Raw genomic sequence first — 17,847 nt, 5'->3', positions numbered from 1 at the left:
CCTCTTTTCATTTGCTCGGTTACATGTTCTCGATAACTTTAACTACATAGTTGTATACTCTCTCTGTAGAAGCAATTGATAAACGCTCCTTTGGAGTATGAATATCGTACATCTCTGGACCGATTGAAACAGCATCAAGACCTTCAAGCTTTGAAGCAAGAAGTCCACACTCTACGCCTGCGTGAATTGTCTCAACGATTGGCTTCTCTCCGTTCATCTCCTCGTAAATCTTTACAAGCTCATCTCTGAACTTAGACTCACGCTTGTACTCCCATGCTGGATACTCACCATGAGTAGAAACCTTACATCCGAAGGCCTTTCCAATCATAGAAACCTTTCTCATAAGAGCTGTCTTTGCGCTATCTACTGAACTTCTGAGTGAGCAAGAGAACTTAAGCTCATACTCAAGAAGATTTAAAATACCAAGGTTAAGAGATGTCTCTACAAGACCCTCGATGTCATGACTCATTGTTTGGATGCCGTTTGGCATTGAAAGAATAAGCTCAACGATTCTCTTTGTGTCAGCAGCGTTAACACCGTTAACTACAACATTTCCCTCGTTTACAACTTCAATCTTCATGTCTGGATCTGTAACGGCATACTCATTCATGATAGCCTTTGCTTCAGCTTCCATAGCCTTGATTGCCTCTGGAGTTGTAACAACCTTTGCGCTTGTTGAACGTGGGATTGCATTATCCTTTGTTCCACCAACATAGTCAACAAGGTTTACATCTGCAACCTCTACAGCTGCTGCAAGAATACGGTTTGCTGCATGTGATGCATTTACACGACCCTTGTCGATTTCTGCACCTGAGTGACCGCCTGTACAATCCTTAACATTGATTGAAACAAGGGCGCCCTTAATCTCTTCCTTTACGAATGGATACTCAATGTCCATTCTGCAGCCGCCTGCACAGCCAGCAAGGAAATGTCCCTCTTCCTCTGAATCAAGATTTAAAAGCTTGCGTCCCTTAAGCATTGAAACATCGATGCCTGCTGCACCTTCCATTCCAACCTCTTCTGAAACCGTAATGATAACCTCAAGACGTGGGTGCTTAAGCTCCTCATCCTCAAGGATTGCAAGTGCCATAGCAACAGCGATACCATCATCGCCACCAAGAGTTGTACCCTTAGCTGTAACAAAGCCATCAACGATTTCAAGATCAAGGCCTTCTGTAAGCATATCCTTTGTGCAATCTGGATCCTGCTCAGCAACCATGTCCATGTGTCCCTGAAGGATTAATGCTGGTGCATTCTCCATTCCTGCAGATGCTTCCTTAATCATGATTACGTTGTATAAATCGTCTGTGTAATATTCAAGATTGTGAGCCTTAGCAAAATCTACTAAGTATGCACTAATCTTTTCCTCGTGATAAGAAGGATGTGGGATACTACAAATCTCCTCAAAATAATGAAAAACTCTCTCTGGCTTACAATTGCCTAATACTGCCATTTTTATTACTCCTAACTATTTATATTTAACATCTTTAGGTTTAACCTCTAGGTAGATGCCATTTAACAAAATTTTCCTTTATTTACTATATCATTTTCCCTAAATAAATTCTATCTTTACTATAGTATTGGTCTATATACACAGGGTTTAGTAGTTGCTATTTCTCCTTTTGGTTTAATTTTTGACAATACACACCTTAATTGGCTATTATTAAATAAGTGGCAAAGCTCATTTGCCACTCATATTTTTTGTATTAATTTATTGTAATTGGAGGACTAGTATGGGCGAAAGACTTACCCAAGGGGATATTGATAAAATTCAGGCAGAAATCGACGAGCGTAAGCTTGTTATCAGACCGAAGCTTTTAGAGGAAGTAAAGGAGACTCGCGCTCAGGGTGACCTTTCTGAGAACTTTGAGTACCATGAAGCAAAGCGCGCCAAGAACATGAACGACAGCCGCATCCGCTACTTAGAGAAGATGCTTAAATTCGCAGAGGTGGTTGACGACTCCAGCGCTGACGATGAAGTGGGCATTAACAACACTGTCACCATCTATATTCCAGAGGATGATTGTGAGGAAACCTACAAACTTGTTACCTCTATCCGCGGAAACTCTCTTAAAGGGCTTATTTCCATAGAATCCCCACTCGGATCCGCAATACGTGGCAAACATGTAGGTGATAAGGTCATGGTTAAGGTTAATGATGACTATTCCTACGAGGTAGAGATTAGGTTGATTGACAAATCAACGACCGATGAAGATGACAAGATTAAGAGATATTAAATCCTGTTTTGTATTTTCAAATTTTTAACGTAAGTAAAGGCACCGCAGTTGCGGTGCCTTTATTTTTACATCTTTATTCCTACACATTCACCCATCTTAACAGGCGTTTCTACACCATTATGGCTCAGCTTCATAATGTGCTCATCAATCTGCACCTTATCCTTTGGAACGAGGATGATGATGGTGGAGCCGCCGTATTCAAAGTGGCCTTTCTCAGCACCACGTCTTACGGAGCAAGCCGCAGGTTCATCGTTAACGATACGACCTACAAGCATAGCCCCCACTTCCATCTGTACGCAGCGTCCAAATTGCTTTGTGTCAATAACAGTGTACTGACGAGCATTTTGTACGAATACGGGGCCAGCCTCAAGTGCTACTGGCTGTACAGTATGATAAAAGCCAGGTATAACAACGTCTTTCGACTTTTCTCCAGACTCAAAATATGCATATCGATGATAATGATTTACACATAGGCGATATACTAAGCAATATCCCCCATCAAAGGATTTTGCTAATTCTTCGTCTTCCAACAAATCAGCAACTGAATACTGGCTCTGTTTTACTGGCATTACCAAGCCGTCTTCGATAGGATAAACCTTCAACAGACCATCACATGGTGCCATAAGATGATTTTCATCCATATCAAGAGGTCTAAGTTCAGGCCTTATAGGGCGACAGAAGAAATCATTGAAACAATTGATATCATCTAAGATATAATCCTCCAATTTTATTCCATTAGAACTTGCAAAACCTTTAATAATACATTTTGAGGCCTTGGTATCCAACAGCCATCCTGAAAAATCTGAAACTGGTTTTAATAATAAAGGGCGAAGTATTATTCGCCCCAACTTTGTCTTATATAAAAAATCTAATCCACTCATATTTTACGCGCAAAATAAAATCAACAATGTTCCGATAAATTCTACTAATCCAATAACCAATATAACAGCGAACTGCTTTTTGTTTGGCTTTGGAACCTTAAAGTTACCAATGAATAATACTGCAACTATAAGCATAAGCCAGAAATAGAAAACAGTAAGATCAGCCGAAAGAATCCAGTGAAGAACCAATGTAAGTGGGAAAATCAATGCAGCCGAAGTAACAGGAAGACCTGTAAAGTATGCCTTTCCCTTAATCATAGCCTCTTCAGCTCTTTGGTCTGAAGTAGAGTTGAAATAAGCGAGACGAATAAGCGCAGCCAATACATAGAAGGCAGCAATAGTAATTAGGAGCAATACAAATGAGTAATTGTCTGGCTTAACTGCCTTACGTCCTAAATCAGTAAGAAGTCCGCTAACGCGGAGCTGAGCAATACCAATGGATGCTGGAAGAACCCCGAAGCAAATCAAATCAGATAATGAATCAATCTGTACGCCGAATTCCTTTTCAAAATCTGAACGATTTTTCTTAGTTCGAGCAACCTTTCCATCAAAGCCATCAAGTAAGCCTGAAATCATCAAAAACATAGTACCGCAGTAAGGATGTCCAATTCCTGTCATGGTAACTATAATACCAATTACACCTGAGAGTGTAGATAAATATGTCAAAATAACCGTATAATCATAAACACCTATCATCATTTCTTGTGTCGTCCTTTCAAATATCCCAAAAGGGTTATTAAACCGCTTAATGTAACGCAAATATAAAAGGTAAGTCCTCGACTTATCATATCTAGCTCAAAAGCGGCATCCTTAAACATGATACTAGAAAAACCATCTATCATCAAATAATCCGCAATACCAAGTGCACCAGGTATTGGAACATAATTATAACCTATATTTATTAAGCACTGCTTTGAGAACAGCATCTTTACTAAACTGCATTTTCCGCCTAAGGATATGTACACCAAGGCTGGAACAATTATCTGTGAAGCGCGCTGCAAAACGTTCCAGAAAAAGGCTTTAAACATAATCCTTGTTTTACCAGCCATAAGCTTTGCACAGTTTTTATAATCAGCTTCTATCTTTGTCAGCTTTTGTAATCGTGGTTCAAGTCTATGGATAATCTTTTTTGAAGCAAGGAAATTTAAAATTCTTCTTATTACTGAAAATACCTTCTTGCTATTTCTTAGAATAGAGAAAAACAAAACTGTAAGGAGTGATAACCCAACAAAACCAAGAATAATCAGCACCTTTGCGGCTATTCCAAAACCTATAAAGCTTCTTGGGGCAATTATTATTGCAACAATTCCTAGGAATATGATTGCCGCATTGTACATCATCAAGTTTAATATTAGGGCTGCTGATGCAACACCAGCTGGAACACCATCCTTCAACATAAAAAATGCGCTGGCAGGCTGACCACCAGTGGCAGAAGGTGTGATAGCTGAAAAATATACATCTGATGTGCTATAAATCAATCCCCTATTTATATTTTGCTTGTAGCCTATTCCTTTTAAAATGGAACAAAGCGCCACAGCTTCAAATATGACATAGCAGGCTGTTGAAATAATTGCAGCTGTTATCCATTTTGTATCAGCCTCTGATATCTTTTTCATAAGCGTCTCGATGGACATGCTTTCGCTCTGCTTTAAAAGAGCCGCAACCGTCAACACAGATAGCGCCAATGTCAAAACCATCCAAAAGGCCTTTTTCATTTGTGACCTATTCATTATTTGAACGTCCCTTTGTATTACTAGTTCCCACCAAACCTTATACTAAAAATTTTTTGTTATCAAGGATTCTTAAGAACTCTTAATAATTCTAACATATATTTAGGTTTCAGTGTGACACTTCTGTGATAACAATATTGATAATATTTTGCTTGCATAAAAATTATTAGACATAATAAGAGGAGGACGTTATGAAAACAATACCAGAAGAGGTTCAAGAACAGCTTTCAAAAGAAGTTGATTTAGAGAAAGCGTTGAAAAAGGCACAGGAACTTCTTACATATTCGGAAAAACAAAATCATGTTGCTTGATGGTCAAACAATAGATGATGCTTCCACTATCTTATATGAGATAGTGGTTTTTTATTTATAAAAGATATTTTATATTGCAACACAATCTTCTAGAATATAGATTAAGAAATTCAGAAAAATAGCGTATTTTCAATAACTCAACCAGCAGTTCCTGTTAACAATACCGACATTAAGATACAGTGGACTCAAGAAAGGAGGGTCCGACATGGATCAAATAAAGATTGGAAAATTCATATCATCATGCAGAAAGGAACAGGGTATGACTCAAGCCATTTTGGCAGAGAAAATAGGTGTCAGTGACAGGGCTGTTAGTAAATGGGAAACAGGTAAGTCTATGCCAGATACAGGAATTATGCTTGAGTTGTGCCAGCTACTTCATATTAACGTTAATGAACTCCTGTCGGGCGAAAAAATTATGACAGAATCATACGACAAAAAGGCGGAAGAGAATCTTCTGGCAATGCGAAAGGAAATTGAAGAAAAAAATAAGCAGTTACTAAATACGGAAATTTTTATTGGCGTACCTGCTACTCTTGCTGGAATTGGTATGTGTTTTATAGCATCATTTTTGGAAATGCCCGTGTATCTGAGAGTTTGTCTTATAGTATTTGGTCTTTTAATCATTTTGACATTTGCATTTATTGCCGTTGGAATTGAGCAGAAAGCTGGATACTATGAGTGTCAAAAATGCTTTGATAGACATGTTCCAGGCTACTGGCAAGCAAACCTGGCTCCTCACGCAGGAAGATCCAGATATATGAAGTGTCCTAAGTGTGGAAAGTGGAGTATGCAAAAGAAAGTACTTACAAAAGAAGCAGATTAACAGTAAATATCAAAAAACAAGGCACCGCAAACGCGGTGCCTTTTACATTACATAACAAATATATATATTTATTACTCTGTAGGTGGAGTGAGCGGCTTACCATGTCGCTGCTGATAGACCATAGTAAGCATATCCTGCTGATACTTATCGTCATCGCTCAAAACCTTCAGTTTGTCCTTTACTTCAGTCTTTCGCGCACGTAAAGTTTCTAGTTCTTTGAGCAACCCTTGTTCCTGACCCTCTAAGATTGATAACTGTCTCTTAAGGTCCTCAATATCTCTCCTTGTATCAGCATCTAACATGGTGCAACTCCTCCCATCTAAAAAATATAATCACTATTTCCAGCTGGTCCTTGAGAAGAACCCCTCTCAAGAACCTATCTAGAATTTCACCGCAAATAGTAATTCTAAGCCTTTAAATCCTGACGGACTAAAGCCTTCTTAAGAGCAACTTCAGCTCTAAGCAAATCAATATCTCCAGCCTTGTTTGCTAAGCGCTCTCTTGCTCTATCTTCTGCGCTGCGAGCTCTTTCAAGATCAATCTCATCTGGCCACTCAGCTATTTCAGCAAGCAACGTTACCTTGTCAGGCAGAACCTCAGCGAGACCAGCATGAACAGCAGCTCTCTTCTGACCTTCTGCCTCATGGATTGTGCAGATGCCCGGCGCAATAACAGTAGTCAAAGGAATGTGCTTTGGATATACACCAATCTGTCCTTCAACTGTATTAAATTCAACCATCTCAGCCTCTCCTTCATAAAAGGTTCGCTCAGGCGTTATGATTGAAACTTTAAAGGTGTTATCTGCCATAAGCCACCTCCTACTTTGCGTTCATCTTGGCACGAACCTCGTCGATTGTACCTGCATTAAGGAAGTAACTCTCTGGGATATCATCATGCTTACCTTCAAGAATTTCCTTGAAGCCACGTACTGTCTCAGCGATTGGCACATACTTTCCTTCGAGACCAGTAAACTGACCAGCTACGAAGAATGGCTGTGACAAGAATCTCTGAATCTTACGAGCACGGTTAACAACAAGCTTATCCTCTTCTGAAAGCTCGTCCATACCAAGGATAGCGATAATATCCTGTAACTCTTTATACTTCTGGAGAATCTCCTGAACACCACGTGCTACTGTAAAGTGCTCCTGACCAACGATACGTGGGTCAAGGATACGAGATGTAGAACCAAGTGGGTCTACCGCTGGATAAATACCAAGCTCGGCGATAGAACGCTCAAGTACTGTGGTAGCATCCAAGTGAGCAAATGTTGTTGCTGGAGCAGGATCAGTTAAGTCATCGGCAGGAACGTATACGGCCTGAACCGATGTGATAGATCCGTTCTTTGTAGATGTGATACGCTCCTGGAGAGCACCCATCTCTGTCTGAAGTGTTGGCTGGTAACCAACGGCTGAAGGCATACGTCCAAGGAGGGCTGAAACCTCTGAACCAGCCTGAGTAAAACGGAAGATGTTATCGATGAAAAGAAGCACATCCTTTCCACCCTTATCTCTGAAGTACTCAGCCATTGTAAGTCCAGTAAGACCAACTCTCATTCTGGCTCCTGGTGGCTCGTTCATCTGACCGAAAACCATGCAGGTCTTGTCGATAACGCCTGACTCCTTCATTTCGTAGTAAAGGTCATTACCTTCACGGGTACGCTCACCTACACCTGTGAATACTGAGTATCCACCGTGCTCAGTAGCGATATTATGGATAAGCTCCTGAATAAGTACGGTTTTACCTACGCCGGCACCACCGAACAATCCGATCTTTCCACCCTTCTGATAAGGACAAAGAAGGTCAACGACCTTAATGCCTGTCTCAAGCATTTCTGTTGAAGTTGCCTGTTCCTCAAAGGCTGGGGCTTTTCTATGAATAGGCATTTTATCAACACCCTCTGGTGCTGGTTGCTCATCAATAGCTTCGCCCAATACGTTGAAGATTCGACCAAGTGTAGCCTCACCTACAGGAACTGAAATTGGTGCTCCTGTTGCTACAACATCCATTCCACGTACTAAACCGTCTGTAGGACCCATGGCAATGCAACGAACTGTATCATCACCCAAATGCTGTGCTACTTCCACAACCAGTCTCTCACCGTTCTCTCTTGTGATTTCAAGAGCGTCGTTGATTTCTGGAAGCTCGCCTTCAGCGAACTTTACGTCAAGTACCGCACCGATGATCTGAGTGATTTTACCAATATTATTTGCCATCTTTTCACTCCTATCTGCTTTTTTAAGAAAGCGCCTCTGCACCAGCGATAATCTCGGTCAATTCCTGAGTGATTGATCCCTGGCGGGCACGATTGTATTTTAATGATAGATCACTAATGATTTCCTCAGCATTATTTGTAGCTGAATCCATGGCCTGCATTCTGGCACCATTTTCTGAAGCAACAGCCTCAACTAATGCGCCATATACAAGTGAAGTTACATACTTAGGAACAATGAGATCTAAAGCTTCCTCTTCATTTGGCTCGAAGTTCATAAGAGCTTCTGCCCCTGAAGATTTAGCTGCCTCAACATCCTCTTCTGAAACCTCTGCTGGAAGCAGTTTCATAAGCTTTGGAATCTGGCTAACTGTGTTTTTGAAGTGTGTATACACAAGGTAAATCTGTCCGATTTCCCCGCTTGCATAAGCTTCAAGTACGTCCTTGCAGATTTCAATTGCATCTGCGTAGGTTGGTGCCTCCATAACTGGAGAATAGTCCTTAACAACCTCATAACCCTTATGAGAAAGACTTTCACCACCCTTGTGACCTACTACGTAAAGCTTCACATCCTCTGGGTTCATTTCAGAGCCGGTAATCATTTTTACAACATTTGAATTGTAACCACCTGCAAGACCACGGTTAGAAGTAATGACGATAACGCCAATCTTGTTAGAACCGTTGTCTCTAAGGTACTTGTTGTTTACCTCTCCTGCCTTGGCAAGCATACTACAAATAGTGTTGTACATCGCATTGAAATACGGTGTTGTCTGCTCTGCCTTGGAACGAGCCTTTTGGAGCTTTACTGTAGATACAAGCTTCATGGCCTTAGTGATCTGCTGAGTGCTGCTGACACTCTGTTTTCTTCTTTTTATGTCTCTCATTGAGGCCATAACAGATCACCCTCCTTACTTGTAGCTCTTTTTACACTCCTCAATTGCAGAAATAAGCTTCTGCTCCATATCATCCTCAAGAACCTTTGTCTTTCTGATAGATTCTGGGATTTCTGGATATTTGGTGTCAACCAAATCAAACAATGCCTTCTCAAATGCAAGAACATCTGCTGTTGGAATATCCAGCAAATACTTCTTTGTAGCAGCATAGATAATCATAATCTGATACTCTACTGGCATTGGAGCATACTGTGGCTGCTTTAACATCTCCTTGATTCTTTCACCTTGTGCAAGCTTTTCAGCTGTATCTGCATCAAGCTCTGAACCAAACTGTGCGAAAGCTGCAAGCTCACGATACTGAGCAAGCTCTACACGGATAGGAGCTGCGATTTTCTTCATAGCCTTAATCTGAGCAGAACCACCTACACGGGATACTGAAAGACCTGCGTTTACGGCTGGTCTGAAACCTGCGTTGAAGGCTTCTGTCTCAAGATAAATCTGACCATCAGTAATTGAGATAACGTTTGTAGGGATGTATGCAGATACATCGCCTGCCTGTGTCTCAATGATTGGTAATGCTGTAAGTGAGCCTCCGCCCAACTTATCAGAAAGTCTAGCTGCACGCTCAAGAAGTCTTGAGTGTAAGTAGAATACATCACCTGGGTAAGCTTCACGTCCTGGTGGACGACGGAGAAGTAATGAAAGTGTACGATAAGCAGTAGCATGCTTACTCAAATCATCATAGATGATAAGTACATCCTGTCCATTCTCCATCCACTCTTCACCGATAGCACATCCTGAATAAGGAGCGATATACTGTAAAGGTGCAAGCTCTGATGCTGTAGCTGCAACTACTGTTGTCCATGCCATAGCACCATATTCTTCTAAGGTTTTAACAAGGGCTGCAACTGTTGAAGCCTTCTGGCCAATTGCAACGTAAATACATTTTACGCCCTGTCCCTTCTGATTGATGATTGTATCGATTGCGATAGCAGTCTTACCAGTCTGTCTATCACCGATAATAAGCTCACGCTGTCCACGTCCAATAGGAATCATGGAATCAATAGCTTTAATACCTGTCTGCAATGGTGTATCTACGGATTTACGTGAAATAACGCCTGAAGCAACACGCTCGATTGGACGGAACTTTGTTGTTTCAATAGGTCCCTTTCCATCGATAGGCTGTCCAAGTGCATTTACTACACGTCCAAGCATTGCGTCACCAACTGGAACCTCAACTACACGACCTGTTGTTTTAACCTGATCGCCTTCGTTGATGTTCTTGTCGTTTCCTAAAAGAACACAACCAACATTGTCTTCCTCAAGGTTTAAGACCATGCCATAAACTTCGCCAGGGAACTCAAGGAGCTCGCCCTGCATAGCGTTCTGTAATCCGTGAATACGTGCAATTCCATCGGCAACCTGAATAACAGTTCCTACGTCTGCCACGTCAAGCTGCGCTGCATAGCGTTTCATTTGCTCTTTAATAACCGAGCTAATCTCTTCTGGTTTTAAATTCATGGAGCGCATTCACCTACTTTCAATTGAATATTTGATAACTCGTGTGACAATTTACTAATCTGAGTTTTGATAGAACTATCAACAACTCTATCTTTAATGCGAATTACCATACCCCCGATTAACTCAGGGTCTACTGTATAATCCATAATAAATGAACTATAGTCGGTAGTTTCTAATAAACGCTTCTCAACATCCTTTTTCTGAGCATCAGTAAGCTCTAAAGGTGTGGATACAAAAGCACGTCCTATCTTTTTGTATTCATAGATTTTCTCAATGAAATAAGTTAAAACACTTTCGGTATCCTTGATGTGATCTTTCTCCTCAAGCATTCTAAGGAGTCCAACCATCTCATCACTTACTCTGCCTTTGAAAATGTCGTCGATAATCTGAAGCTTTTCTTCTTTATTGATCTTTGGATGATTCATCATTTGAGAAAAGCCGTCATTTGTTTTCACGACTTCAATGACACCCTCGGCTTCACTTAGGAAGTCGTCGACCTTTCCTGTTTCCACGGCTAGCTCAAATAACGCATCACCATATACGTTTGAGACTAATTTAGCCATGTCTTCTCACCCATCTCCTTAAGTGTTTGCTCAACTAAGGTACTCTGAATGGTTGTGTCCATGTTAGCAGCTACAACCTTCTGTGCCATAACTGCAGCAACAGAAATCATTTCCTGCTTAACCTCGTCAGCAACCTTCTTCTTTTCAAGCTCAGCCTCTTCGTTAGCTCTTGCAACGATGGCTGCAGCTTCTTCCTTAGCGTCGCTTACAATCTTGGTTTCATTCTTCAAGGCCTTTTGTCTTGCTTCGCTTAAGATTTCATCTTTCTCTTTGCCGATGTCCTTAAGCTTTGCTTCATACTCTGCCTTTAGCTTTTCTGCCTCTTCCTTATCTCTTTTAGCATCTGCAATGTCCCTCGCAATGCCATCCTTTCTGTCCTGTAACAGCTTTCTAGCTGGATTGAACAAAAGATTTGACATTATAAGGAATAGGAAGAATACTGCTATGGCTAAAAGTACAGCATCATTAAGCAATTGAAAGTCCAAATCAAATAGTCTTTCCAAAACTTTTAGCCCTCCTTAATTTTTTCTTCCTGATCTAATTAACCAACTAGTGGCTGTACAAAGAGTAACAGAAGGGCGATAACTAAGCCGTAAAGACCTGTTGTCTCGGCAACGGCCTGACCAAGTAACATAGTAGACATGATCTGTCCCTGTGCTCCTGGGTTACGTCCAACGGCTGATGCACCGTGACCTGCTGCGATACCTTGTCCAATACCAGGACCAATACCTGCGATAACTGCGAGACCAGCACCGATTGCTGAACAAGCTTTAATTAAGTCTGTACCTGAAATGTTCATAAAAGTTTCCCTCCTAAAAATAATTTTTTAGTTTTTTGAGCCCTGGATTAATTACTATCTCCGTAGCTCTGAGTGATGTACGTCATTGTTAACATACAGAATACGTAGGTCTGAATTGCACCTGAGAAAATATCAAAGTATACATGCAAAGCTGCAGGCCATACTAAGGCGAATTTTCCAAGCAATCCATACACAAGACCCATAATAATTGTTCCTGAAAGAACGTTTGCAAATAGACGTAGTGACATTGATATAGGCACTGCAATATCAGAAATCACATTAATTGGAAGCCAAATTGGCAACCATGGTGGCAATGGCGAACATTTGTCAATCCAAATATCCTTTGCACTCTGATGCCTTACCTTTACCACATGAATGCAAACAAAGGTAATTAATGCAAGAGCCAGTGTCGTACCGTAATCGGCTGTTGGTGGTCTTAGGCCAACTAAACCGGATAAGTTAGATACCAAAATAAAGCAAAAAATGGTACAAATCCAGTTTGCAAACACTGGTGCGTGCTTACCCATACTTCCTTCCACAATTCCATCCAACAAGCCTACAATCAGCTCTAGGATATTTTGGAAGGTATCAGGAACTTCAGTGGCATTCTTCAGCTTCCGATTAGCGATGATAGAAAAAAGCACTAAGGAAAGCCAAACGATTGCAATACAAACATGGGACGTTGTAATCCATACTTCCTGCCCAAAGACTTTATAAGAAAATAAGCCTTTTATCATGTCAACAGTATCGCTTGAGGCCAGTAAAATTCCTTCTGTCACACTTTCACCTCCTTCTATTTAATTTTCTTATTAATTTATCTAGCAAAGGCTGTGCATAAGCACTAACCTTGAGCCCAAGAACACCGATGAGCGCTGTAAACATATTTCCTAGCTTAAAAAACGCCATCGTAATCATAATTGCACACAAAACCAGATATCTCATAACCGACTTGAAGGAGAGATATTTCTCGTGTCCCTCTCCGATTCGCACTGATTCTTCTATAATCATTGCGATGTGAACTGCCATGCCGCAGGCACAACTTACGCCGATTAAAAGTCCTGTGGTATATCTGATTTTATCGCTGACAAACCAAACACCAATCAGCTCTACAAGTAGTCCGTATGCAAGTATTCCCAAAACAAGCCCTGGTAGAGCTTGATTTAGTCGCTTCATCCATTTAATCATGTCTTAATCCTTATGTAGTTCTCCCTGAGCTTTATTATCAACGTGAGCTTCTCTCTCAAGTCGTCTCGCCCGCTGTCCTGGAGATTCTTCGTTTTTTAAATACCCCCTTACCGACTTGTAAGCCCCATTAAAAGCCGCCAATATACCGATTAAAATTCCACCTATAGCAATCCCTTGGCAATCAAACTTTCGAGCCAAGAAAGTGCCAACTACAGTGCAAAGTAAAATCGGAACAATTGCATTTATACTAAACTGAAGCACCATAACTAATGAGTTTGCTACTTCTTTATTTGTTTTCTTTTTGTCTCTCATAATTATAGAGTCATGCTAATCTCTCTACCTGTATGCTGATACTGGTAGAACTCAACTCCAGCAGCTCTAAGCATCCTTTTAGATGCTATAACTGATGGTGTATTCTCGTACTTGTCACTATCATAGATAATAGTTTTTATGCCAGACTGTATGATAGCCTTGGCACATTCATTACATGGGAAAAGTGATACATACAGCTTTGAGCCTTCAAGTGAACCTCCCCTATAGTTCAAAATTGCATTAAGCTCGCTGTGTGTTGTATAGAAATATTTATTTTCCAGAGGGTCCCCTACTCTTGCCCAAGGGAACTCGTCATCTGAACATCCATTTGGAAAACCATTGTAGCCCATTGATAAAATCTTGTTGTCCTGGCTTACAATGCAAGCTCCAACCTGTGTATTTGGGTCTTTAGATCTCATACCCGATAATACTGCTACGCCCATAAAGTATTCATCCCAGCTAATGTAATCAAGTCTCTTATCACTCATGGTCTCTCCTCCAATACATGCGCTTTATCCGCACATTCTAGTCTAAACTTCAAGTAGTTTTACTAACTTTTCAATAGATACCTTCAAAACCTCATAACACAAACCGTAGGTCTGTACTGAACCACCATAAGGGTCCATGACTTCGAGCTCATCCCCCACAAGCTCATTCAGAAGTCTGGTATTTTCCTCTGTGGCGTTTGCATATTCACTTAAAATCTTTTGCCTTTGGCCTTCCTCCATTGTAATTATCAGCGAGTTGTCGGAAAAATCCGAATCCTGTAGCTGCTTAGAGGAATAATCCTTAAGCTCTATACCGTTACTAATAAGTACGGCGTCTGCCTTTTGATTCAACGGCTCCGGAAATTGAACAATCAATCCCCTGGCCTCACAAATAATCGGCCTGGAATGTGGAAACGAATGGAATATAGCCGTGGCCATGGGCGCACGAGAAGTTCCACTTCCAGAGGCAAAAATCACTCTATTAATTTCTTTCATTACATTTCTCCCTTAAGACTATAATATCAGCCAACTTCTATAGTCTTTTGCCCTGCTGCCTTTAACAGCCTGTTCATAATCGCTTGCCCCATCTTTGGTGTTGCAAAGCTTTCTGAAAAAATAACATCTACATCCAGTTCATCAAACTGTCTCAAGATATCATATAGATTATGGGCTATTGAGCCCTCATCATCTCGGTCTCCAATGACAAGCACTTCACCCGCTTCATATCTATCCCTTGTGGCCGAGGTTGCTATTATACCAACTTTTTGACCATTTTGTATAGCCTGCTTTGTCATTTTGTTGATTGTGGATACCACTTTATCTTCCTGACCAGAGATAATTGTCAAGTCTCCCTTAGGAGCGTAGTGCTTATATCTCATGCCTGGAGCCTTTGGCTTTGCGCCTTCTGTGGTTCCTTTGTCGTTGTACACTATACCTGGATCTATTCTAACTTCACCTACAACCTCTTTAAGCATATCCATGTTTATAAACCCAGGTCGAAGGATTGTCACAACATCTTCCGTTAAATCTACAATGGTAGATTCAAGACCAATATCAACAGCACCACCATCAAGGATTGCTTCTATCTTCCCTGACAAGTCCTGATATACATGTTCAGCCTTTGTAGGACTTGGTCTTCCTGAAGTATTGGCGCTTGGAGCTGCTATCATGCAGCCGCTTTCTTCGATAAGTGCAAGGGCTACAGGATTGTTTGGCATTCTAACTGCCACTGTATCAAGACCTCCTGTAGTCTCATATGGTATCACCTGATTCTTGTTACAAACCATTGTAAGTGGCCCTGGCCAAAAGGCATCGGCCAATAGTTTTGCATTTTCTGGTAAATCAGATGTTATCTGCTCTAGCTGTGAAAATTTTGCTATATGAACAATTAAAGGGTTATCCGACGGACGACCCTTTGCTTGATATATCTTTCTTGAGGCCTCTTTGTCCGTGGCGTCCCCGCCTAATCCGTATACTGTTTCGGTGGGAAATGCTACCAATCCACCATTTTTAAGTATCTCAGCAGCCTCTCTGATATTTTCCATATTGATTGGCTCTTGGGATACGTCCATAATCCTAGTAATCATACTCAAAATTATAACACTTTTCCCTTAGAACACAATGTTTTTAACTGTGTGAAACACCCGTAATCCCATTAAAAACTATGATTTTTCTGTGATTTTGATGTTTCTTCAATGAAGATAATAAGGACAAAATTATGTTCCTTATAAGTATTTAGCAATGATATTCCATACTCCTGTGCTGTCAAAGCCCTTTTTCCAGAAGGCTCCACCAGCCAGTTTGTAATCCTTCATAACCTTAAGCTTTTCTTCGATAGAGGTTTCATCCTCCACCCAAATCTTGTAAGTAACATCGCCCTTGGTGTATTCACCGTAATACTGACCTTCTGTCTCGTCCCATGAGGTGGTAACACCGTTTGTACGAAGATAGCTTTGAATTGCATTAATACCATAGGCTGTGCTCTTAACGCTTCCATCAGATGCTACTTCCCATACTCTACAATAGAAAGGCATTCCAAGAATTACCTGTTCAGCTGGTACTTCATCTAAGGTCTTTTCTACGCCTTCCCTTACCCAATCAAGGGATGCAACTGAGCCAGCCTCTTCACTGCCTGAATAGTGCTCATCATAACCCATGATGACTACGTAGTCTGCATACTTAGCCTGAATGCTACGATTGTAACCAGCTGAAGATGCAGTTGGCACATAGTTATCTACTGAAAGAATAATGTCATTCTTTTCACACTTGATTGAAAGTTCCTTGATGAACTGAGTATATCCATCTGAAGCTGCGCCAGCCAACTGCTCAATATCCACGTTAATTCCATCAAGGCCATAGGTAATAGCCTGTGCAATAAGATTGTTTACCAAAGCATCTCTTGCTGATGTGGTATTGAGAACGGTTGTTGTATCAATATCAGGATTTTCCAAATTGCTAACAAGTCCCCAAACCTGAATATTATTTGAATGGCATACACTTACATAATTGCTGTTTGCGATTGATGCTATACCGCCCTTATTGTCATTTAAGTGGAACCAGGTTGGTGAAATAACGCTTATTTTTCCTGAATCTGCAAGAACACTTGCTATATCACCATTTGCAGCCTGTGAAGTCACCTGATGCCACAACAAGGAAATGTTCTCTCCTGCAGAAATGTGGCTATAAGTTCTCTCGTGAGAAGATTTAACCTCATATTTTTCCCCTGATGAAAAGGCTCTATTTTTTATCCAACCGCAAACACCCTCTTTTGAATAAACATAGCTCCAGTTTCCTGAATCTCTAAGGACGAATAACTCTTCACCCTTTTTAACATCCTCTAAAACAGGACTCTTAGGACCATTGAGCTTTCTAATCTGAGACTTACGCTTTACAACACCTGTATCACAGCTGAATCCCAAGGTATTAATAAATACTCTGTCTGGATCAGCTACATACATCCAATCGAAATCAGAAAGTAACTCCAGGTAATCTACCGAAATATAAATAGTGTCATCCTGAGCTAAAAGAACAGGAATTGTATTGCTCTGATTGTTTTTATCAACTGTATAATCACTGCTTCCTAAGGTAGCTGTGTAGATTTCTGTATCAGTGGCATAGCGTAAGGTAATTTCTGTTGGATCGTAAACATAACCATCATCAATATATTCCTTAACAAATCCAATTTCCAAATATGGGTTGGAGCCTTCCACTATAGCATATCCAAACTGGCTATCTTCCGCTAACTGCTGGTATTCTCCGTTAAGAATAACGGCCGCTTCCTTTTCATGATAAACCTTGAAATAGTCCGTTATCTTCATATGCTCTCTGGTAGGAGCATATTTCTTAACATATATAACTCCTCCAATGACAAGCAAAAGGGTCATTAATGCAGCTGCAATATATATGTATCCTCTAGGTATATAATGTCTCTTTTTTCTTTTACGGTAAGCCATTGTTTCTCCCTCTGTGTATATAGATTTCCTTGTAAAAGTATAACAAAACTGCCCTTCAAATTCCACTTTACAGAGGCCTACTAATTCTTAAATTATTCTTAAGAAAATCAAAACCACCGGCTTAGCCGGTGGTTTGTTCTAGCCCTATAAGGGCTTGTTACCGGCACTGGAGTCTAAAGACTCATCGAAAGGTTCGCCAGCCGCAACATCATTTACTTGCCGAGCCCCTTGGGCTCATTAATTATTTGCTTTTGTTTACTGGCTCACCCGTAAACGGGTCAATATACTCTTTGAGTGTCATCTGATCGTACTCTAAGTCTTCTTTTAATTGATTCCTTATGTACTCTTCAATTTTCTTTGCATTCTTTCCTACTGTATCCACATAATATCCTCTACACCAAAAGTGCCTATTCCCATACTTATATTTTAAATTTGCATGTCTT

Annotated in this window: 22 protein-coding genes; 2 read left to right on the top strand and 20 right to left on the bottom strand. The window is 40.7% G+C overall.

Features of this window, described 5'->3' with window-relative positions; genetic code table 11:
• Window positions 1-19: 19 nt before the first annotated feature.
• Complete coding sequence (locus tag BLR54_RS08870; protein ID WP_090419770.1) at window positions 20-1,453, bottom strand: aminoacyl-histidine dipeptidase; 1,434 nt, start codon at window positions 1,451-1,453, stop codon at window positions 20-22.
• Between the two features lie 280 nt (window positions 1,454-1,733).
• Here BLR54_RS08870 and BLR54_RS08865 point away from each other — a divergent pair, with 280 nt between their 5' ends.
• Window positions 1,734-2,237 (top strand): GreA/GreB family elongation factor, encoded by a 504-nt coding sequence (locus BLR54_RS08865; protein WP_090419767.1) that lies wholly within the window; start codon window positions 1,734-1,736, stop codon window positions 2,235-2,237.
• Between the two features lie 65 nt (window positions 2,238-2,302).
• On the opposite strand, the gene BLR54_RS08860 is transcribed toward BLR54_RS08865, so the two are convergent.
• Genes BLR54_RS08860 through BLR54_RS08850 form a run of 3 tightly spaced genes read right to left on the bottom strand, consistent with a single transcriptional unit; the run spans window position 2,303 to window position 4,848 of the window.
• Window positions 2,303-3,118 carry a phosphatidylserine decarboxylase gene (locus BLR54_RS08860; RefSeq protein ID WP_090419765.1) on the bottom strand — a complete coding sequence of 272 codons (816 nt, stop codon included), beginning with the start codon at window positions 3,116-3,118 and terminating at the stop codon, window positions 2,303-2,305.
• A gap of 3 nt (window positions 3,119-3,121) precedes the next feature.
• Window positions 3,122-3,817, bottom strand: a complete 696-nt coding sequence (locus tag BLR54_RS08855; protein WP_242871226.1) for a CDP-alcohol phosphatidyltransferase family protein — start codon at window positions 3,815-3,817, stop codon at window positions 3,122-3,124.
• A complete protein-coding gene (locus BLR54_RS08850; RefSeq protein WP_090419762.1) occupies window positions 3,814-4,848 on the bottom strand; it encodes a lysylphosphatidylglycerol synthase transmembrane domain-containing protein in 1,035 nt (344 codons plus the stop codon). The genes BLR54_RS08855 and BLR54_RS08850 overlap by 4 nt, the downstream gene beginning before the upstream one ends.
• 516 nt (window positions 4,849-5,364) lie before the next feature.
• On the opposite strand from BLR54_RS08850, the gene BLR54_RS08845 reads away from it, so the two are divergent.
• A complete protein-coding gene (locus BLR54_RS08845; RefSeq protein WP_090419759.1) occupies window positions 5,365-5,982 on the top strand; it encodes a helix-turn-helix domain-containing protein in 618 nt (205 codons plus the stop codon).
• Between the two features lie 71 nt (window positions 5,983-6,053).
• Here BLR54_RS08845 and BLR54_RS08840 read toward each other — a convergent pair whose 3' ends face one another.
• From BLR54_RS08840 to BLR54_RS08765, 16 genes are all read right to left on the bottom strand, one after another.
• Window positions 6,054-6,284, bottom strand: coding sequence for a hypothetical protein (locus tag BLR54_RS08840; RefSeq protein WP_090419756.1), 231 nt, complete (start codon window positions 6,282-6,284; stop codon window positions 6,054-6,056).
• A gap of 104 nt (window positions 6,285-6,388) precedes the next feature.
• Complete coding sequence (gene atpC, locus BLR54_RS08835) at window positions 6,389-6,790, bottom strand: ATP synthase F1 subunit epsilon (RefSeq protein WP_090419751.1); 402 nt, start codon at window positions 6,788-6,790, stop codon at window positions 6,389-6,391.
• A 10-nt stretch (window positions 6,791-6,800) separates the two neighbouring features.
• Window positions 6,801-8,195, bottom strand: coding sequence for a F0F1 ATP synthase subunit beta (atpD, locus tag BLR54_RS08830; protein ID WP_090419748.1), 1,395 nt, complete (start codon window positions 8,193-8,195; stop codon window positions 6,801-6,803).
• 22 nt (window positions 8,196-8,217) lie between these two features.
• Window positions 8,218-9,084, bottom strand: a complete 867-nt coding sequence (atpG, locus tag BLR54_RS08825; RefSeq protein ID WP_090419745.1) for an ATP synthase F1 subunit gamma — start codon at window positions 9,082-9,084, stop codon at window positions 8,218-8,220.
• A gap of 15 nt (window positions 9,085-9,099) precedes the next feature.
• Window positions 9,100-10,605, bottom strand: a complete 1,506-nt coding sequence (gene atpA, locus BLR54_RS08820; protein ID WP_090419742.1) for a F0F1 ATP synthase subunit alpha — start codon at window positions 10,603-10,605, stop codon at window positions 9,100-9,102.
• Window positions 10,602-11,168 carry an ATP synthase F1 subunit delta gene (atpH, locus tag BLR54_RS08815; RefSeq protein ID WP_090419739.1) on the bottom strand — a complete coding sequence of 189 codons (567 nt, stop codon included), beginning with the start codon at window positions 11,166-11,168 and terminating at the stop codon, window positions 10,602-10,604. The genes atpA and atpH overlap by 4 nt, the downstream gene beginning before the upstream one ends.
• Window positions 11,156-11,671 (bottom strand): F0F1 ATP synthase subunit B, encoded by a 516-nt coding sequence (atpF, locus tag BLR54_RS08810; protein ID WP_090419736.1) that lies wholly within the window; start codon window positions 11,669-11,671, stop codon window positions 11,156-11,158. Before atpF ends, atpH begins: the two co-directional genes overlap by 13 nt.
• Before the next feature lie 38 nt (window positions 11,672-11,709).
• Complete coding sequence (atpE, locus tag BLR54_RS08805; RefSeq protein WP_028247235.1) at window positions 11,710-11,967, bottom strand: ATP synthase F0 subunit C; 258 nt, start codon at window positions 11,965-11,967, stop codon at window positions 11,710-11,712.
• 47 nt (window positions 11,968-12,014) lie between these two features.
• Window positions 12,015-12,746, bottom strand: a complete 732-nt coding sequence (gene atpB, locus BLR54_RS08800) for a F0F1 ATP synthase subunit A (RefSeq protein ID WP_176761902.1) — start codon at window positions 12,744-12,746, stop codon at window positions 12,015-12,017.
• 4 nt (window positions 12,747-12,750) lie between these two features.
• Entirely contained in the window at window positions 12,751-13,152 is a 402-nt protein-coding gene (locus BLR54_RS08795) for a hypothetical protein (RefSeq protein WP_090419733.1), read from the bottom strand.
• A 3-nt stretch (window positions 13,153-13,155) separates the two neighbouring features.
• Window positions 13,156-13,464: an AtpZ/AtpI family protein gene (locus BLR54_RS08790; RefSeq protein WP_090419730.1), complete on the bottom strand. Its 309-nt coding sequence runs from the start codon at window positions 13,462-13,464 to the stop codon at window positions 13,156-13,158.
• 2 nt (window positions 13,465-13,466) lie between these two features.
• Window positions 13,467-13,952: a deoxycytidylate deaminase gene (locus tag BLR54_RS08785; RefSeq protein WP_090419727.1), complete on the bottom strand. Its 486-nt coding sequence runs from the start codon at window positions 13,950-13,952 to the stop codon at window positions 13,467-13,469.
• A 42-nt stretch (window positions 13,953-13,994) separates the two neighbouring features.
• Window positions 13,995-14,390 (bottom strand): arsenate reductase/protein-tyrosine-phosphatase family protein, encoded by a 396-nt coding sequence (locus BLR54_RS08780; RefSeq protein ID WP_242871233.1) that lies wholly within the window; start codon window positions 14,388-14,390, stop codon window positions 13,995-13,997.
• A gap of 83 nt (window positions 14,391-14,473) precedes the next feature.
• Window positions 14,474-15,538 (bottom strand): L-threonylcarbamoyladenylate synthase, encoded by a 1,065-nt coding sequence (locus tag BLR54_RS08775; protein ID WP_090419718.1) that lies wholly within the window; start codon window positions 15,536-15,538, stop codon window positions 14,474-14,476.
• A gap of 138 nt (window positions 15,539-15,676) precedes the next feature.
• Window positions 15,677-17,404: a glycosyl hydrolase family 18 protein gene (locus BLR54_RS08770; protein WP_090419714.1), complete on the bottom strand. Its 1,728-nt coding sequence runs from the start codon at window positions 17,402-17,404 to the stop codon at window positions 15,677-15,679.
• A 241-nt stretch (window positions 17,405-17,645) separates the two neighbouring features.
• Window positions 17,646-17,847, bottom strand: a 202-nt coding sequence (locus BLR54_RS08765; protein WP_176761901.1) for a transposase, incomplete at its 5' end; no start/stop codon positions are given.

It is taken from the genome of Pseudobutyrivibrio sp. YE44, from assembly GCF_900104335.1.
Lineage (GTDB): Bacteria > Bacillota > Clostridia > Lachnospirales > Lachnospiraceae > Pseudobutyrivibrio.
The sequence above is the reverse complement of the archived record's forward strand: the minus strand, read 5'-3'. Positions and strand labels throughout refer to the sequence as shown.

Bases quoted from the DNA above. Each gene is read 5' to 3' on its own strand.
- BLR54_RS08870 (WP_090419770.1), bottom strand. From the start codon at position 1,453: ATGGCAGTATTAGGCAATTGTAAGCCAGAGAGAGTTTTTCATTATTTT.
- BLR54_RS08865 (WP_090419767.1), top strand. From the start codon at position 1,734: ATGGGCGAAAGACTTACCCAAGGGGATATTGATAAAATTCAGGCAGAA.
- BLR54_RS08860 (WP_090419765.1), bottom strand. From the start codon at position 3,118: ATGAGTGGATTAGATTTTTTATATAAGACAAAGTTGGGGCGAATAATA.
- BLR54_RS08855 (WP_242871226.1), bottom strand. From the start codon at position 3,817: ATGATGATAGGTGTTTATGATTATACGGTTATTTTGACATATTTATCT.
- BLR54_RS08850 (WP_090419762.1), bottom strand. From the start codon at position 4,848: ATGAATAGGTCACAAATGAAAAAGGCCTTTTGGATGGTTTTGACATTG.
- BLR54_RS08845 (WP_090419759.1), top strand. From the start codon at position 5,365: ATGGATCAAATAAAGATTGGAAAATTCATATCATCATGCAGAAAGGAA.
- BLR54_RS08840 (WP_090419756.1), bottom strand. From the start codon at position 6,284: ATGTTAGATGCTGATACAAGGAGAGATATTGAGGACCTTAAGAGACAG.
- atpC (WP_090419751.1), bottom strand. From the start codon at position 6,790: ATGGCAGATAACACCTTTAAAGTTTCAATCATAACGCCTGAGCGAACC.
- atpD (WP_090419748.1), bottom strand. From the start codon at position 8,195: ATGGCAAATAATATTGGTAAAATCACTCAGATCATCGGTGCGGTACTT.
- atpG (WP_090419745.1), bottom strand. From the start codon at position 9,084: ATGGCCTCAATGAGAGACATAAAAAGAAGAAAACAGAGTGTCAGCAGC.
- atpA (WP_090419742.1), bottom strand. From the start codon at position 10,605: ATGAATTTAAAACCAGAAGAGATTAGCTCGGTTATTAAAGAGCAAATG.
- atpH (WP_090419739.1), bottom strand. From the start codon at position 11,168: ATGGCTAAATTAGTCTCAAACGTATATGGTGATGCGTTATTTGAGCTA.
- atpE (WP_028247235.1), bottom strand. From the start codon at position 11,967: ATGAACATTTCAGGTACAGACTTAATTAAAGCTTGTTCAGCAATCGGT.
- BLR54_RS08795 (WP_090419733.1), bottom strand. From the start codon at position 13,152: ATGATTAAATGGATGAAGCGACTAAATCAAGCTCTACCAGGGCTTGTT.
- BLR54_RS08790 (WP_090419730.1), bottom strand. From the start codon at position 13,464: ATGAGAGACAAAAAGAAAACAAATAAAGAAGTAGCAAACTCATTAGTT.
- BLR54_RS08785 (WP_090419727.1), bottom strand. From the start codon at position 13,952: ATGAGTGATAAGAGACTTGATTACATTAGCTGGGATGAATACTTTATG.
- BLR54_RS08780 (WP_242871233.1), bottom strand. From the start codon at position 14,390: ATGGCCACGGCTATATTCCATTCGTTTCCACATTCCAGGCCGATTATT.
- BLR54_RS08775 (WP_090419718.1), bottom strand. From the start codon at position 15,538: ATGATTACTAGGATTATGGACGTATCCCAAGAGCCAATCAATATGGAA.
- BLR54_RS08770 (WP_090419714.1), bottom strand. From the start codon at position 17,404: ATGGCTTACCGTAAAAGAAAAAAGAGACATTATATACCTAGAGGATAC.